Source organism: Erythrobacter donghaensis (assembly GCF_002155425.1).
GTDB lineage: Bacteria > Pseudomonadota > Alphaproteobacteria > Sphingomonadales > Sphingomonadaceae > Erythrobacter > Erythrobacter donghaensis.
In genome coordinates, this window is the sequence record NZ_MUYG01000008.1 from 267,501 (window position 1) to 283,353 (window position 15,853).

Annotated in this window: 15 protein-coding genes, 2 tRNA genes and 2 rRNA genes (1 of these 19 running past the window's edge); 6 read left to right on the forward strand and 13 right to left on the reverse strand. The window is 63.6% G+C overall.

Going from position 1 to position 15,853, the window contains the following annotated elements:
• The 4 genes from BZF59_RS05700 to BZF59_RS05715 form a co-directional block, all read right to left on the reverse strand.
• Positions 1–646, reverse strand: a 23S ribosomal RNA gene (locus tag BZF59_RS05700); it reaches 2,145 nt to the left of the window's first position.
• 276 nt (positions 647–922) lie between these two features.
• Positions 923–998, reverse strand: a tRNA-Ala gene (locus BZF59_RS05705).
• Between the two features lie 10 nt (positions 999–1,008).
• Positions 1,009–1,085 (reverse strand) — tRNA-Ile (locus BZF59_RS05710).
• Between the two features lie 193 nt (positions 1,086–1,278).
• Positions 1,279–2,763, reverse strand: a 16S ribosomal RNA gene (locus tag BZF59_RS05715).
• Together the 16S and 23S rRNA genes with 2 tRNA genes alongside form the textbook arrangement of a ribosomal RNA operon.
• Before the next feature lie 710 nt (positions 2,764–3,473).
• Between BZF59_RS05715 and BZF59_RS05720 the strand changes: the two genes are divergently transcribed.
• The 3 genes from BZF59_RS05720 (at position 3,474) to BZF59_RS05730 (ending at position 8,406) form a co-directional block, all read left to right on the forward strand.
• Positions 3,474–4,448: a retroviral-like aspartic protease family protein gene (locus BZF59_RS05720; protein ID WP_086607275.1), complete on the forward strand. Its 975-nt coding sequence runs from the start codon at positions 3,474–3,476 to the stop codon at positions 4,446–4,448.
• Positions 4,449–4,508: 60 nt separating this feature from the next.
• Positions 4,509–6,368, forward strand: a complete 1,860-nt coding sequence (locus BZF59_RS05725; RefSeq protein WP_086607276.1) for an ABCB family ABC transporter ATP-binding protein/permease — start codon at positions 4,509–4,511, stop codon at positions 6,366–6,368.
• Positions 6,369–6,459: 91 nt separating this feature from the next.
• Complete coding sequence (locus BZF59_RS05730; RefSeq protein WP_086607277.1) at positions 6,460–8,406, forward strand: S9 family peptidase; 1,947 nt, start codon at positions 6,460–6,462, stop codon at positions 8,404–8,406.
• On the opposite strand, the gene BZF59_RS05735 is transcribed toward BZF59_RS05730, so the two are convergent.
• Entirely contained in the window at positions 8,407–8,802 is a 396-nt protein-coding gene (locus tag BZF59_RS05735; RefSeq protein ID WP_211277357.1) for an ACT domain-containing protein, read from the reverse strand.
• Positions 8,799–10,127, reverse strand: coding sequence for an ATP-dependent protease ATPase subunit HslU (hslU, locus tag BZF59_RS05740; RefSeq protein ID WP_086607278.1), 1,329 nt, complete (start codon positions 10,125–10,127; stop codon positions 8,799–8,801). Before hslU ends, BZF59_RS05735 begins: the two co-directional genes overlap by 4 nt.
• 143 nt (positions 10,128–10,270) lie before the next feature.
• On the opposite strand from hslU, the gene BZF59_RS05745 reads away from it, so the two are divergent.
• The gene (locus BZF59_RS05745; RefSeq protein ID WP_143738105.1) at positions 10,271–10,729 is read left to right on the forward strand and encodes a hypothetical protein; all 459 of its coding nucleotides are present in this window, start codon (positions 10,271–10,273) and stop codon (positions 10,727–10,729) included.
• A gap of 9 nt (positions 10,730–10,738) precedes the next feature.
• Here BZF59_RS05745 and hslV read toward each other — a convergent pair whose 3' ends face one another.
• Together hslV and BZF59_RS05755 are read right to left on the reverse strand one after the other, a co-directional pair.
• Positions 10,739–11,296 (reverse strand): ATP-dependent protease subunit HslV, encoded by a 558-nt coding sequence (gene hslV / locus BZF59_RS05750; RefSeq protein WP_086607280.1) that lies wholly within the window; start codon positions 11,294–11,296, stop codon positions 10,739–10,741.
• Between the two features lie 56 nt (positions 11,297–11,352).
• Positions 11,353–11,847 (reverse strand): outer membrane protein assembly factor BamE, encoded by a 495-nt coding sequence (locus BZF59_RS05755; RefSeq protein ID WP_086607281.1) that lies wholly within the window; start codon positions 11,845–11,847, stop codon positions 11,353–11,355.
• Positions 11,848–12,101: 254 nt separating this feature from the next.
• On the opposite strand from BZF59_RS05755, the gene BZF59_RS05760 reads away from it, so the two are divergent.
• Entirely contained in the window at positions 12,102–12,629 is a 528-nt protein-coding gene (locus BZF59_RS05760; protein WP_086607282.1) for a ubiquinol-cytochrome C chaperone family protein, read from the forward strand.
• A complete protein-coding gene (locus BZF59_RS05765; RefSeq protein ID WP_086607283.1) occupies positions 12,626–13,159 on the forward strand; it encodes a YceD family protein in 534 nt (177 codons plus the stop codon). The genes BZF59_RS05760 and BZF59_RS05765 overlap by 4 nt, the downstream gene beginning before the upstream one ends.
• A 3-nt stretch (positions 13,160–13,162) precedes the next feature.
• Here BZF59_RS05765 and BZF59_RS05770 read toward each other — a convergent pair whose 3' ends face one another.
• From BZF59_RS05770 to BZF59_RS05790, 5 genes are all read right to left on the reverse strand, one after another.
• Entirely contained in the window at positions 13,163–13,363 is a 201-nt protein-coding gene (locus BZF59_RS05770) for a helix-turn-helix transcriptional regulator (protein WP_086607284.1), read from the reverse strand.
• A complete protein-coding gene (locus BZF59_RS05775; protein WP_143738106.1) occupies positions 13,360–13,755 on the reverse strand; it encodes a hypothetical protein in 396 nt (131 codons plus the stop codon). The genes BZF59_RS05770 and BZF59_RS05775 overlap by 4 nt, the downstream gene beginning before the upstream one ends.
• 143 nt (positions 13,756–13,898) lie before the next feature.
• Positions 13,899–14,438 carry a single-stranded DNA-binding protein gene (ssb, locus tag BZF59_RS05780; protein WP_086607286.1) on the reverse strand — a complete coding sequence of 180 codons (540 nt, stop codon included), beginning with the start codon at positions 14,436–14,438 and terminating at the stop codon, positions 13,899–13,901.
• 119 nt (positions 14,439–14,557) lie between these two features.
• Positions 14,558–15,220, reverse strand: coding sequence for a COQ9 family protein (locus BZF59_RS05785; protein WP_086607287.1), 663 nt, complete (start codon positions 15,218–15,220; stop codon positions 14,558–14,560).
• Position 15,221: 1 nt separating this feature from the next.
• Positions 15,222–15,794, reverse strand: a complete 573-nt coding sequence (locus tag BZF59_RS05790; RefSeq protein ID WP_245806044.1) for an ankyrin repeat domain-containing protein — start codon at positions 15,792–15,794, stop codon at positions 15,222–15,224.
• Between the last annotated feature and the right edge of the window lie 59 nt (positions 15,795–15,853).

The window sequence follows — 15,853 nt, forward strand, 5'->3', positions numbered from 1 at the left end:
CCTAACGGCTTAAGCTCGCATGCTAGATTAAGTCACTGACCCATTATGCAAGAGGTACGCTGTCACCCCCTATGGGGCTCCAACTGCTTGTAAGCATCCGGTTTCAGGTACTGTTTCACTCCCCTAATCGGGGTGCTTTTCACCTTTCCCTCACGGTACTGTGTTCGCTATCGGTCATGTACGAGTATTTAGGCTTGGAGGGTGGTCCCCCCATGTTCAGACAGGATTTCACGTGTCCCGCCCTACTCTAGTCCTTCATCATCACTTTCGCATACGGGGCTGTCACCCGCTATGGCCAAACTTTCCAGAATGTTCTGCTAGTTGAAATGAAGGCACTGGCCTGGTCCCGGTTCGCTCGCCACTACTACGGGAATCTCTGTTGATGTCTTTTCCTCCGGGTACTGAGATGTTTCAGTTCCCCGGGTTCGCTTCACCAAGCCTATTTTATTCAGCTCGGTGATACCTTATCCACCTCGCCCGGCTGGCCCTAAAGCCAACTGGAAGAAATGGTGAAGGTGGGTTTCCCCATTCGGAAATCGCCGGATCAAAGTTTGCTCACAACTCCCCGACGCTTATCGCAGCGTGCCACGTCCTTCATCGCCTGTACATGCCAAGGCATCCACCAAATGCTCTTACCTCACGCTTGAGAATCCACACTATCAACGACAGGCCTGCATAAAAGCCTGACGCTTGAAGATAGTGGGAGAATTATCTCAGCCAGATAATCAATTTGATTGATTTGTGATGCACGATCGTGCGCCACAAGCCCGAGAGCTTGCGCGTTACAATCCATGCGCCACGGCATCGATTTAAAAACCCATTCACAATGTCAAAGATCGGCGACGCTGACTAATCAGCACGATCGCCTGCCCTGCCGAAGCAGGATCTGGTTTCGTTTCATCTATCGGAAATTTGATGTGCCTGGTGGAGCCTATCGGGATCGAACCGATGACCCCCTGCTTGCAAAGCAGGTGCTCTCCCAGCTGAGCTAAGGCCCCTTATAAGGCATGGTGGGCCTGAGAGGATTCGAACCTCTGACCTCACCCTTATCAGGGGTGCGCTCTAACCAACTGAGCTACAGGCCCACACCACCGCATCCGGCCGCCATTCCCGAAGGAACAGGCTGCCGCGTGGGCGTGAGCCGGCTCAGGCACACAGCACACCAGTGGCGTGCTGTATTCCGATTGATGAAAGGACATGAGGACGACGGCAATGTTCTTTGGAAGACCGCGAAGCACTTCCGGAGGCTAGCCCCGGCGCTTTCGCAAGTATCCTTAGAAAGGAGGTGATCCAGCCGCAGGTTCCCCTACGGCTACCTTGTTACGACTTCACCCCAGTCGCTGAACCCACCGTGGTCAGCTGCCTCCTTACGGTTAGCGCACTGCCTTCGGGTGAATCCAACTCCCATGGTGTGACGGGCGGTGTGTACAAGGCCTGGGAACGTATTCACCGCGGCATGCTGATCCGCGATTACTAGCGATTCCGCCTTCATGCCCTCGAGTTGCAGAGGACAATCCGAACTGAGACATCTTTTGGAGATTAGCGCATCCTTGCGGAATAGCTGCCCACTGTAGATGCCATTGTAGCACGTGTGTAGCCCAGCCTGTAAGGGCCATGAGGACTTGACGTCATCCCCACCTTCCTCCGGCTTATCACCGGCAGTTTCCTTAAAGTGCCCAACTTAATGATGGCAACTAAGGACGAGGGTTGCGCTCGTTGCGGGACTTAACCCAACATCTCACGACACGAGCTGACGACAGCCATGCAGCACCTGTCACTAGGTCCCCGAAGGGAAGAAATCTGTCTCCAGAAGTCGTCCTAGGATGTCAAAGGCTGGTAAGGTTCTGCGCGTTGCTTCGAATTAAACCACATGCTCCACCGCTTGTGCAGGCCCCCGTCAATTCCTTTGAGTTTTAATCTTGCGACCGTACTCCCCAGGCGGATAACTTAATGCGTTAGCTGCGCCACCCAAGCTCTATGAGCCCGGACAGCTAGTTATCATCGTTTACGGCGTGGACTACCAGGGTATCTAATCCTGTTTGCTCCCCACGCTTTCGCACCTCAGCGTCAATACTTGTCCAGCGAGTCGCCTTCGCCACTGGTGTTCTTCCGAATATCTACGAATTTCACCTCTACACTCGGAATTCCACTCGCCTCTCCAAGATTCTAGCTTCCCAGTTTCAAGGGCAGTTCCGGGGTTGAGCCCCGGGATTTCACCCCTGACTTAAAAAGCCGCCTACGTGCGCTTTACGCCCAGTAATTCCGAACAACGCTAGCTCCCTCCGTATTACCGCGGCTGCTGGCACGGAGTTAGCCGGAGCTTATTCTCCCGATACTGTCATTATCATCTCGGGTAAAAGAGCTTTACAACCCTAAGGCCTTCATCACTCACGCGGCATTGCTGGATCAGGCTTTCGCCCATTGTCCAATATTCCCCACTGCTGCCTCCCGTAGGAGTCTGGGCCGTGTCTCAGTCCCAGTGTGGCTGATCATCCTCTCAGACCAGCTATGGATCGTCGCCTTGGTAGGCCTTTACCCCACCAACTAGCTAATCCAACGCGGGCCCATCTAAAGGCGATAAATCTTTGGTCCGAAGACATTATCCGGTATTAGCTCAAATTTCTCTGAGTTATTCCGAACCTAAAGGCAGGTTCCCACGCGTTACGCACCCGTGCGCCACTAGACCCGAAGGTCTCGTTCGACTTGCATGTGTTAGGCATGCCGCCAGCGTTCGTTCTGAGCCAGGATCAAACTCTCAAGTTGTGTCACACACCAAACCAGCATGGGTATAACCCCACCCTCCAGTCTGGCATGAGCTGCAAGGAGCCAATACCTGCACTGTCAAACGTAATGGATACGAATGAACATGCTTACCATCCGGGCAGGCGTGGAGCCTGCGATCGGATGTGGCATCGGCTTGAATTAACCGGTTACCGGAGCCTTGAGGTCCCCGGACCGGGCGCCGTCGCCCACATGTCCCTTCATCAAAAACCAACGATGTCAAAGAGCCGCCAGACAGTAATAGCGGACAGCGCTTGGTTCCCCGATTTACACCGGGGGACCGGCTATCCGAATTTGTTGGCGACCGAAGCGTTGTTGCGGTGGCGGTGGAAGCCGTCAGCGCCGCGTCGGTGGAGCCCATCTATGAGGGGTTCGTGATTCGGTCAACGGCTTTTTGCAATTTTATTTCAGAGCCGCGCAAGAACCGCAGAATTCCGCCATTTTTTCCCTATTTTTGCGGGCCGTCCACCCCTTCGCACCGGGGCAGAGGCACGAATCAGACCCGTAAATCGGGGTGAATCGGGGGGTGAATCGCGTCTTAGACCCCCGTTTTGCCCGCTCAGACCCGCTTCGGACCGCGATCCTGCCGTGAATCACCCTGTGCCGCTCGGCCACCACGATTCGAGCCGTTGTTGGGACTATCGCGCGGCAGTGGTAGGATGGCGCCAACACACGCGGGAGAGTGCCTTTATATGAAACCACCTCTTATGCTGGCGGCCTGTGCCCTTGCCCTGCCGGGGATCGCCGCAGCCGAAACCCCCGCTCCGCTTCCTGCTGCGCCATCGGCCACCGGACTGGTCGATCCCGCCGCCGAGGTGCTCGCGATCGAGCATGAGCGCTACAGCCGCATGACGCTGCCCGTGATGGTCGAAGGGGTCGGCCCCTTTGCCTTCATGATCGACACCGGCAGTCAGGCCACGGCGATCACCCATGATCTGCGCGCGCGCGTGCCCCTACCCGCGGCGGGCCGCGCCACGCTGGTGGGCATGGCCAGCCGCCGAGAGGTGGAGCTTGCCAGTGTCGGGCGGATCGACTTCGGTTCGAGCAGCTTTACCGACTTCCTCGCCCCGGTGCTGGAGCGCGAGCATGTCGGCGCGGACGGGATCATCGGGCTCGACGCGCTGCAGGACTTCCGCGTGCTGATCGACTTCCGCAAGCAGACCATCGCAGTCGAGGACGCGACGGAAAAGCTCAAGCGCGGCGGGTTCGAAATCGTGGTGCGGGCGCAAGGGCGGCTAGGGCAGCTGCTGATCACCAACGCCATGGTCGAAGGGGTGCGTGCCACCGTCATCATCGATACCGGCGCGCAATCGAGCCTCGGCAATATGGCGCTGCGCGAAAGGATCCGATCCAAGCGTGCCGAGCAGGTGATCACCACCGACGTCAACGGTGTCGATATCGTCGGCCAGCTCGCCTTCGTGCGTTCGCTCGATATCGAGGGACTCTCGCTCACCAATGTGCCGCTGACCTTTGCCGACACTCCGGCCTTTGCCGCGCTTGGCCTGACCGATCAGCCGGTGCTCAGCCTCGGGATGCAGCATCTGGCGCTATTCGACCGGGTGGCGATCGATTTCAGCCGCAAGCGCATCATGTTCGACGTGCCCGCCGATATCGCGCGTGCCATGCGCGAGGCGAAGCGCGGCGGGAGCTACCGCCCGCGGTTCTGACCCGGCGTCCCCAGCGCTCATGGGTTGCGGTGATGGGCCTGCGCGCCCACATCAGGGGCCATGCCCCCCGAAACCGCCCCCGCCGCCGATCCTGCCAACCCGCATAAGAAGACTCGCGCGCGCGACGTGGAGAGCTGGCCGACGCTGAAGCGCTTCCTTCCCTACCTGTGGCCCAAGGATAATACGCCGCTGCGCCGCCGCATCGTGATCGCGATGACGCTGGTGCTGGCGGCCAAGGCCGTCACCCTCGCCCTGCCCTTTGCCTACAAGGGGGCGGTCGATGCCATGTCCGGCACGGCAAGCGAGGGGCTGACGGTCGCGCTCGCGCTGGTGGCTGCCTATGCGCTGGGGCGCTTCACCTCGGTCGCCTTCGACAACCTGCGCAATATCGCCTTCGAGCGGGTCGGGCAGGTCGCCTCGCTGCATCTGGCCGAAGACGTGTTCCACCGTCTGCACCGCCTGAGCCTCAGGTTCCACCTCGCGCGGCGCACCGGCGAGGTCACCAAGATCATCGAACGCGGGACCAAGAGCATCGACCAGATGCTCTATTTCCTGCTGTTCAACATCGCGCCCACCATCATCGAGCTAATCGCGGTAGGCGTGATCTTCTACATCAATTTCGGCATCGACCTGGTGCTGGCGACTGCAGTGACGGTTGTCGCCTATGTATGGGTGACGCGCGCGATCACCGAATGGCGCACCAAGCTGCGGCGCGAGATGAACGATCTCGACGGCAAGGCGCTGCACCGGGCGGTCGATTCGCTGCTGAATTACGAGACGGTGAAATATTTCGGCGCCGAAAAGCGCGAGGAAGAACGCTATTCGCAGGCCGCGCGCGCCTATGCCGAAGCGGCGATCCGGTCGGAGAATTCGGTCGGCCTGCTCAACATGGCGCAATCAGTCATCACCAACGCGCTGGTCGCGGGCGCGATGGCCTATACCGTGTGGGGGTGGAGCACCGGCAGCCTGACCGTGGGCGATCTAGTGCTGGTCAACACCTACCTGATCCAGCTGTTCCGCCCATTGGACGTGCTCGGCTGGGTCTATCGCACGATCCGCCAGGGGCTGATCGACATGGCCGAGATGTTCCGCCTGATCGACACCGATATCGAGGTGAAGGACAAGCCCGGCGCACCCGCGCTGATCGTCAATCGGCCGACCGTCGTGTTCGACAATGTCACCTTCGGTTACGATCCTGGGCGCACGATCCTCAACGGCCTGAGCTTCGAGGTGCCCGCCGGTTCGACGACCGCGATCGTCGGCCCTTCAGGCGCGGGCAAGAGCACGATCGGGCGGCTGCTGTTCCGCTTCTACGATCCGCTGCAAGGCCGCGTGCTGGTGGGGGGCGAGGATATCGCCACCGTCACGCAGGATTCGGTGCGCGCCGCGATCGGGATCGTTCCGCAGGACACCGTGCTGTTCAACGAGAGCCTTGCCTACAACATCGCCTATGGCGCCGAAGACGCGGATCTGGCGCGGGTCGAACAGGCGGCGCGCGATGCCGCGCTCACCCCGCTGATCGAACGCTTGCCGGATCGCTACGCCACCATGGTGGGCGAGCGCGGGCTGAAGCTGTCGGGCGGGGAGAAGCAGCGCGTCGCGATTGCCCGCACGCTGGTCAAGAACCCGCCGATCCTGCTGCTGGACGAAGCGACCAGTGCGCTCGACACCCGCACCGAGCAGGAGATTCTCGGCACGCTGAAGCGCATCGCGCAGGGCCGCACCACCATCGCTATCGCGCACCGCCTGTCGACGATTGCCGATGCGGACAACATCCTCGTGCTCGACCACGGCCGGCTGGTGGAAAGCGGCGATCATGCCGGCTTGCTGCGCGCGGGCGGGCTCTATGCCGAAATGTGGGCGCGGCAGGCGAACGAGCGGCGCGAGGATGATACGGCCCCGGCCGAGGCCGCCGAATAGGAGGCCATTGCCCCGCCGCCGGGCGCTCGTTACCTCTCGTGGCATCGCCCCCGCCGCCGCGCGGGGGGCCATGGAGAGAGAGCCCCGAACGATGAGTCACCTTCGTCTGCTTGCCGCCCTGCTTGCCACCGCCGCCGCGCCGCTGGCCGCGCAGGATGCAACTGCCCCTGCCGAGACCCCCGCCGTGCCGATCCCTGCTGCGCTCACCGCCGAGGCAATGCCGCCGATCCCGCTCGACATGGCCGAGCGTGCCCGGCCCTATCTCGAAGCGCGCGGCGCAGGCTTTGCCGGGTGGGATCCCAAAAGCCGCGCGGTGCTGATTGCCACCCGCTTCGCCAACGTCAGTCAGCTTCACCGGGTCGAGATGCCGATGGGCGCGCGCACCCAGATCAGCTTCGAGGCCGAGCCGGTGCGCGGCTCCTACGCGCCGGAAAAAGGTGACATCATCCTCGTCACCAAGGATCGCGGCGGGGACGAATATTTCCAGCTCCACAGCCTCAAGGACGGCCGCCTCACGCTGCTGACCGACGGGAAGAGCCGCAACCAGCCGGGCGCGTGGAGCGCGGACGGCGCGCTGGTCGGTTTCAGCTCGACCCGCCGCAACGGGGTGGATTCCGACCTCTACGTGATGGACCCGCGCGACCCCGCGACTGCGCGGATGGTGCACCAGAGCGCGGGCGGCGGCTGGGCGATCACCGCCTTCTCGCCCGACAAGGCGAGCGCCTATGTTGCCGATTACAACTCGGTGCAGGATGTCGACCTCTACCGCCTCGATCTCGCCAGCGGCAAGATGACCGCGATCGGCGATCCCAAGGCCGAGATCGCCTATGGCGGCATGGAAATCGCACCCGACGGCACCTTGTGGGTGACGAGCGATCAGGGCTCGGACTTCCAGCGCCTCGGCACGCTCGACCCGGCAACGGGCAAGTTCACCCCCGTCACCACCGAACAATGGGATGTCGACGGGTTCGACATCTCCGATGACGGCACGACCATCGTTTACGAGGTCAACGAGGCGGGCTCCGACCGGATGCGCATCCTCGATGTCGCGAGCGGCACGGTCACGAAGGTCGATGCGCTCCCCGCAGGCCAGATCGGTGGTATCGAAATCGCGCCATGGGGCGAGATCGGCTTCAGCTTTTCGAGCGCCAAGAGCGCGGCCGATGTCTGGTCATTGGACCCCAAGACGATGCAGCTGACCCGCTGGACCCGCAGCGAGACCGGCGGGCTCGACACCGAGGTCAATGTCGAACCGCGCATCGTCACCACCAAGAGCTTTGACGGGCTGGAGGTGTCGGGCCTGCTCTACCTGCCCGATCCGGCGAAGTTCACCGGGCCCCGCCCGCTGATCGTCAGCGTCCATGGCGGGCCGGAAGGGCAATCGACCGCGGGCTTCATGGGGCGCAACAACTACTACCTCAACGAGCTCGGCATCGGGGTGTTCTACCCCAACGTGCGCGGCTCGACGGGGTTCGGCAAGACCTTCGTCAGCCTCGACAACGGCCCCTTCAAGCGCGAGGATTCGGTGCGCGACATGGAGGCGCTGATCGACGCGGTGCGCGCCGATCCGGCAGTGGACGCCGACAAGGTGGGTCTGACGGGCGGCTCCTATGGCGGCTACATGTGCTATGCCGCCGCCGTGCAGTTGAAGGCCAAGCTCACCGCCACGCAGTGCACCGTCGCGATCAGCAACTTCGTCAGCTTCCTCGAGAACACCAATCCTTACCGTCAGGACCTGCGCCGGGTGGAATATGGCGACGAGCGCATCCCCGAACAGCGCGCCAAGCTGACCGAGATCAGCCCGCTGACCCGCGTCGGCGAGATCGAAAAGCCGATGTTCGTCATCACCGGTGCCAACGACCCGCGCGTGCCGAAGTCGGAAGCCGACCAGATGGTCGCCGCAATCCGCGCGAATGGCGGGGAGGCGTGGCACCTTGTGGCCGCCGACGAAGGCCACGGCTTCGCCAAGAAGGCCAATTCCGACTACGCCTTCCTCGCGCAGCTCGTGTTCTGGGAAAAGCACCTGCTGGGCGAATAGTCAGCCTGCTTGCGAGAGGCGCTGGAGCCGTTCCAGCGCCTCCTCGCGCCGTTCCCATGGCACGAAGATATGATCGTGGTGGAAGCCTGCCACGACATTGCAGGCGATCCCCGCGCTGGCGAGCGTGCCGGAGACCGCCGCCGTCAGCCCCACGCCGTCGAGCGCGGAATGCACCATCAGCGTGATCCGCGCGAGGTCGCCCGCCGTGCCCTCGCGCGCCTGCGGCATGATCGCGGTGACGCCTTCATCCTCGCGGATCAGCGCGAAGGCCTTCATCAGCTCCGGCGTCGGCTTGGCCTCGTCGAGCAGATCGAACCGCCAAGGCTCCGGGTGCAGCTGCGGGGCCATGCCCGCCAGCATCCCGGCAAGATCGCCGACCGGGCCGCTCCCGCTCACAGGATGTACTTGGAAAGGTCGGTGTTGCCCGCGAGCCCTTCGAGCCGGCCGCGAACGTAAGCCGCATCGATGGTGATCGTCTCGCCGACATGATCTTCGGCCTCGAAGCTGATCTCTTCAAGCAGCCGCTCCATCACCGTCTGCAAGCGCCGTGCGCCGATGTTCTCGACGCTCGCATTCACCTGCGCAGCGATGCGGGCGATTTCGGGGACGGCATCCTCGGCGAAATCGAGCGTCACCTGCTCGGTGCCCAGCAGCGCCTTGTATTGCGTCACCAGATTGGCACGCGTTTCGTTGAGGATCCGCACGAAATCCGCCTCGGTCAGCGCGCGCAACTCGACCCGGATCGGCAGGCGGCCCTGAAGCTCGGGCAGCATGTCCGAAGGCTTGGCGACATGGAACGCGCCCGAGGCGATGAACAGCACGTGGTCGGTCTTCATCGGGCCATATTTGGTTGCGACCGTCGTGCCCTCGATCAGCGGCAGCAGGTCGCGCTGCACGCCTTCGCGGCTGACGCTCCCGCCGCGCACGTCGCTGACCGCGATCTTGTCGATCTCGTCGAGGAAGACGATCCCGTTGGTTTCGGCATTGGCAAGCGCCGCGCGGGCGACATCGTCCTGATCGAGGCGCTTATCGGCCTCTTCGTCGACCAGCCGGTCCCACGCATCGGGCACGCGCAGTTTTTGGCGGCGGGTATTCTTCCGGCCCAGCGCCTTGCCCATCATGTCGGAGAGGTCGATCATCCCCATCTGGCCGCCCATATTGCCCATGTCGAAGGGCGCTGCGGGGGTGTCACGCACCTCGATCTCGACCTCGACATCGTTCATCGCGTTCTGGACAATCCGCTGGCGGAAGCTTTCGCGGGTCGCCTCGGAGGCGTTGTCGCCCACCAGCGCGTTGAGCAGCCGCTCCATGGCGGCGGTGCTGGCGGCCTCGCGTACGGCTTCACGGCGGCGCTCTTTCTCGAGCCGGATCGCTTCCTCGACCAGATCGCGGGCGATCTGTTCGACATCGCGGCCGACATAGCCCACTTCGGTGAACTTGGTCGCCTCGACCTTGATGAAGGGAGCCTCGGCGAGCTTCGCCAGCCGCCGGCTGATCTCGGTCTTTCCGCAGCCCGTGGGGCCGATCATCAGGATGTTTTTCGGCGTCACCTCGTCACGCAAATCCGCGCCGAGGCGTTGGCGGCGCCAGCGATTGCGAAGCGCGACGGCGACGGCGCGCTTGGCATCGGCCTGACCGATGATGTGTTCGTCAAGAGCGGCGACAATCGCCTTGGGGGTCAGCGCGCGCGATCCGGGCGCTTCGGGATGTTCGATCGGCATGGGGTCTTTCTGAATTGCGTCTTCGTTCCATGTGGTCCCCCATGGCGCGCGGTTCAAGCACCCGGGGACTGTGCGGTTTTGCGCTTGTGAGCGCTCGGGCTTGGGCATAGGCTGGCTGCCGACGACATCGGAAGGGGGTTGAAATGCGTATGATTTTCGCAGGCGCGCTGGGTCTGGCGCTGACGGGCTGCGGCCCTTCGTTTGAAGACAAGATCGTGGGCACCTGGGAATGCATTCCGGCCGATCAGCCCGAAAAGGTCTCGGTGGTGCTGACCATGATCTACGGCAAGGACGGCTCGGTGAAGGGCGGCATGGCGGTCAACGACACATCCGGCCCGCAGGCGCTCGAATTGCGCGGCAAGCTCGATGGCACCTGGACCTATGACGGGACGACGCTGGGCCACACCATGACCGAAAGCTTCGAATCGCTGGCGGTCGACGGCAAGACCCTGCCCGATGCCGAGGTGCCGCCCGAGGTGAAGGCCAATTTCCGCAGCCAGGACAGCTACGACGATCCGGTCGATCTCGTCGAAGACCAGTTGGTCTGGTACGAAGGCGAGGAGCGCAAGACCGTCGCCGCGCGCTGTTCCAAGAAGGTGTAAGGCCGGCCGCTAGACGGTCTCGACTGTCAGGTTGCCGTTGGTGAAGACGCAGATCTCCGCCGCGACCGCCATCGCCTTTCTCGCGATGGTCTCCGCGTCGCTCTCGTAATCGGCGAGCGCGCGGGCGGCGGCGAGCGCGAAATTGCCGCCCGATCCGATCGCGGCGATCTCACCGATGGGTTCAAGCACGTCGCCATTGCCGGTCAGCACCAGCAGCGTGTCATGGTCGGCGACGATCATCAGCGCTTCGAGATTTCGCAGATACTTGTCGGTGCGCCAGTCCTTGGCGAGCTCGACAGAGGCCCGCATCAGCTGGCCGGAATATTGCTCAAGCTTCTTTTCCAGCCGCTCGAACAGGGTAAAGGCATCCGCCGTCGCTCCTGCGAAGCCGGCGATGACGCTGCCGTCGCCGATCCGGCGCACTTTGCGCGCATTGGGCTTCATCACGGTGTTGCCCATCGACACCTGCCCGTCCCCCGCGATGACGGTCGTGCCGCCGCGCCGGACGCCGATGATGGTGGTGCCGTGCCATTGCACGAGGCCGTGGGCCGAGGGATCGTGTGTCATGCCGCGCAATATGGCGCGCAGGCTGTCAGGATCAAGCGGGCAGGATCAAGCCGCGCCTACGGCCCGCCCGCACCGCCGCCCGGCAAGCCACCGCCACCGACCTGGCCGATATTGCCGAACAGGTCTTCGAGGAAGCCGCGCTCGCGGCCCAGCGTCGGGGTCTTGTTGCCATTGGGGTCGAGATAGACCACCTTGTCCACGCCGCTGCGCCGCACTTCGGTCACCTTGCCTGCCGCATCGAACTGCACCGCCAGCACGCCATGCTCGCGAATACGCGGGCGGCTGAAGGGGCGCTGGCCGGTGATGCTCGAGACATAATACCACGTCGGCGTGCCGAATTGGCTCGTAAAGGTCGGGCGGCCCAGCGTGCCTTCGACCGAGCGCTGGTTGTCGATTCCGGGCTGGATGGTCGACGTCAGCAGCGGATCGTCGATATAGCCGCGCGACTCCCGGATCGCCGTGCAGCCGGGCAGCAGCGCCGCCGCGCCCGCCAGCATCAGCGCAAGTCCAGCCTTGCGCCCGTTCGTCCTGATCGCGCCTGCTTGTGTCATCTGCGCCAAACCGTCTCAATCCCGTCCTGCATTCGCGCACCCGCGCGCACTTGTCCCTTGGGGGAAGGCCTTTAAGGGTCTAGTCGCCTGCTGGCAACGCACCATATGGGAAAGCGGTGGCGGCATTGCGTTGAACCGCAGTTGAACGCATCCGCCGCTCGTGCGTTGGCGTAGTCAGCGATGGGCGTTGTCAGCAAGGGGTAGCGCGGCCCCGCGCATCATCGAACCCTCCCGCGTGAAAGGCTGTGCATCCGATGTCGTTCCTCTCCCGCCTGCTCGGCACTGCCCCTGACCCGCGCGAAGGCGTGCGGCCGCTGTGGCACCGCGTGATCGAGCTGGCCCGCGATCCCGACTATTTCACCCAGTGCGGGGTGGCGGATTCGATCGCCGGGCGGTTCGACATGATCACCGCCGTGCTGAGCGCGGTGATGGTGCGCATCGAAGCGTCCGACCTGCGCGCCGAAAGCGCGCTGCTGGCGGAATTGTTCGTCGAGGACATGGACGGGCAATTGCGCGAATTCGGCGTGAACGACGTGGTTGTGGGCAAGCGCATCGGCAAGCTGATGAGCGTGCTGGGCGGGCGCCTCGGGGCCTATCGCAGCGCGCTCAACGCCGGGGACATGGACAAGCTGACCGCCGCGATCGGGCGCAACGTTACCTTTGCCGAAGGCGCGGACGAAGCCGCCAGCGCCGCCGCCGTGGCGCGCCGCGTGATGGCGCTTTTCGAGCGGTTGAAGCGCTTCTCCGACGCGGAAATGCTGAAAGCGAGCGCGATCTGGTGAGCGCCGCCCTGCCCCCGTCCGAACTCGCGCGCTGGATCAAGACCCGCCCGCTCCCCGGCGCGCCGGTGGTGATCGAGGCGAGCGCCGATGAGCGCGCGGCGCTCGCGGCGCGGTTCGGCCTTGGCGCGGTCGAGAGCCTACGCGCCGAAATCGCGCTCGAACAGCGCCCCCGCGCGATCCGCGCGACTGGACGGCTGACAGCGGCGATCATGCAGCCCTGCGCAATTTCGGCGGAGGATTTTCCCGTCGCGATCGACGAGCCGGTCGACCTGCGCTTCGTCGCAGCGGACGCCCGCCCCGCGACGCCGGAGGAAGAGATCGAGCTCGAAGCCGATGATTGCGACGAGATCGAATATGACGGCGACATGTTCGACCTGGGCGAAGCGGTCGCCCAGACCCTGGGCCTCGCGATCGACCCCTATGCCGAAGGGCCGAACGCCGACGCCGCGCGGGCCGCGGCGGGGATCGTCAAGGAAGGCGAACAGGACGGCCCGCTCGCCGCGCTGCTGGCGGGGCTGAAGCGAGACTAGGCTTCATCCCTTCCACGGGTTGAAGAACAGCGCCTCCACCGGAACGTCGAAGAAGGCCGCCATGCGATAGGCCATCGGCAGCGAGGGATCATACTTGTCGGCCTCGATCGCGATGATCGTCTGGCGCGAGATTTCCAGCCGGTCCGCAAGGTCCGCCTGATTGAGCCCCCGCCCCTTGCGCAGGTCGCGCAGGCAGTTCTTCACTCCGTCTGCCCCCGCCCGCGCAACCGCCAGACCAGCCAGACGACGAAAAAGCCCGCGAACTCGGCAAAGAACAGATAGATCGCGCCGAGGCTGATGTCGCTATGGCGGCCGAAGAACACGGCGAGATAGACCAGCATCACCAGCGCGCCGAAGTTGCCGCCCCAATACCAGCTGATGAGCTGGCCCTGCTGCTGCAGATCGTCGGTCTTGCGCCACCACAGCCAGCCTGCCGCCATGACGAGGCCACACACCCCGACCAGCAGCGGGAACACCCAGACCGGATTGTCGCTCGCCCGCGCTGCCGGAACGATGAGGCCGATCACCACCCCCGCCAGCGCCGCCACGCCGAAGGAGAGCGCGCAGAGCATCCAATATTTCATCCGGTGAGACATGATCGCGGCTCCTTGGGCGGCTTCAGAATGTTCAGATGCTTTTACATTTCTCCGCGAATGTCAAAACCTTTTTACATCGCGCCCACGAAAAAGCCCCGCAATCGCTTGCGGGGCTTTTGGAATTGCCGTGTTGCCGGTGCCGATCAGAACGGGATGTCGTCGTCCAGATCGTCGTAGCCACCGCTGCCGCCCGAGGGCCCGCCGCCGAAGCCGCTGCCGCCACCGCCGCCGCCGCCGCCGCCCGAGGAACCGCCGCCCTGATCCCAGCTGCTACCGCCGCCCCCACCCGAACGACCGCCGCCCGAACCGCCACCCATCCCGCCGCCGCCACCGGCGCCGTCAAGCATGGTGAGCGTGCCACCGAGGCCCTGGATCACGATCTCGGTCGAGTAGCGATCCTGCCCGTTCTGGTCCTGCCATTTGCGGGTCTGGAGCTTGCCTTCGACGAAGACCTTACTGCCCTTCTTGAGGTAGCGTTCGACCACGCCGACCAGCCCTTCGGAAAAGATCGCGACGGTGTGCCACTCGGTCTTTTCCTTGCGCTCGCCGGTCTGGCGGTCCTTCCACTGTTCGGAAGTCGCGATGCGCAGATTGGCGACCTTGCCGCCATTGCCGAAGGTGCGGATTTCCGGATCGGCCCCCAGATTGCCGATCAGCATGACCTTGTTGAGCGAACCCGCCATCAAATACCCTTCCCGTCAATATCTTGATCCCGCGGCCGCCAAGATGCGCCGCGAATCCGAGTCAGGCAATAGGCAAGCTTGGGGCGCGGCGCATCCGCGCAGGACTGGTAATCCCCGGCTTACCGCGCCGGATAGCGCAGCCGTCCGAGGAACCGCGTCAGGCTCGGCAATTCGCGGTCCTTGTTCAGGAACTGCGCCTTGACCTTCTCGAACCGCATCACCCCGTCGATCCGCCGGTCGAGGAAGGCGTAGGTATCGGCCTTGCCCTCGCTGTCGTCATTGACGAACACGGCCAGTGTCGCCGAGTAGATTCCGGCGAGGATCGCGCGCTTGGTGTAGTGGTTGTAATCGGTCGCCGTGTCGCCCGCGAGCCGCCACATGATATCCGCCGATTGCCAGCCGAGCTTCAGCGCGCGGGCCGCGTTCTGCGGCTGCGCCATCACCGCAAGCGCGCGGCGCACGGCTTCGTCGATATGCGCGACCGCCTCCAGCCTGGAGGCGACCAGCGTGCGGATCCGTTCGCGGATCTTCAGCGTGGCGAGCTTTTCGGCGGGCCATTCCTCCGCCATCGCCTGATCGACGCTGGCGATCCATGCCGCGATCATGTCCATCGGCTTCGCCCCCGGAAAGGCGAGCCGCGCGATATCGACGTCGGCCCCCGCCATTTCGGCGGCGGCCACCAGAGCGGTCTCGTTCCACCCATCGAAAATCGCCGAGGCGGCAATATCAGGGGCGAGGGCGACGCGCAGTTCGTCGAGCGTCAGATCAGCAAAATCGGTCATGTCAGAAGGAAGGCCCATAGTCTTTCTTGGTTCCCGCCTCGCTGCGTTTTGCATCGGCGTTGGCGAATTCCTGCTTCATCAGCGCATTGCCGTTCTGAAGCTCCATATAGTCGCGCGCCGAGCGGCCGGAATTGTCGTTGCGGTCGGGATCGGCGCCCTTGGCGAGCAGCAGCCGCACCATCGCCACGTCGCGCGCGTGCACGGCGGCGATCAGCGGGGTTTCGCCCGTCTGGTCGGAGACATTAATCTGCGCGCCCTTCTTGATCAGCTCCTCGACCCCATCGGTAAAGCCGCGCGCGGTCGCCAGCTGAAGCGGGGTCATGCCCTTCTTGTTGCGGATGTTCGGATCGGCCCCGCGTTGCAGGAGAAACCGCACCCACAACAGATCGCCGCGCTGGACCACCAGATGCAGGCCGGTGTCGCCGCTGGTGATGTCGCGGGTGTTGATCAGCTGGCTGCCCGGCTGATCGAGCATCTCGGTCGCCTCGTTGCCGTCACGGTCCTTGACCGCTTCGAGAAACTTGTAGCCTTCCGACTGGAACTGCGCGGCCACCGGAGCGGTGAGCGCGAACATGCTGGCAATCGCGGCGATAGCCCCTAATTTGCGCAAAACACCATGAGGCAAGGTTTGAT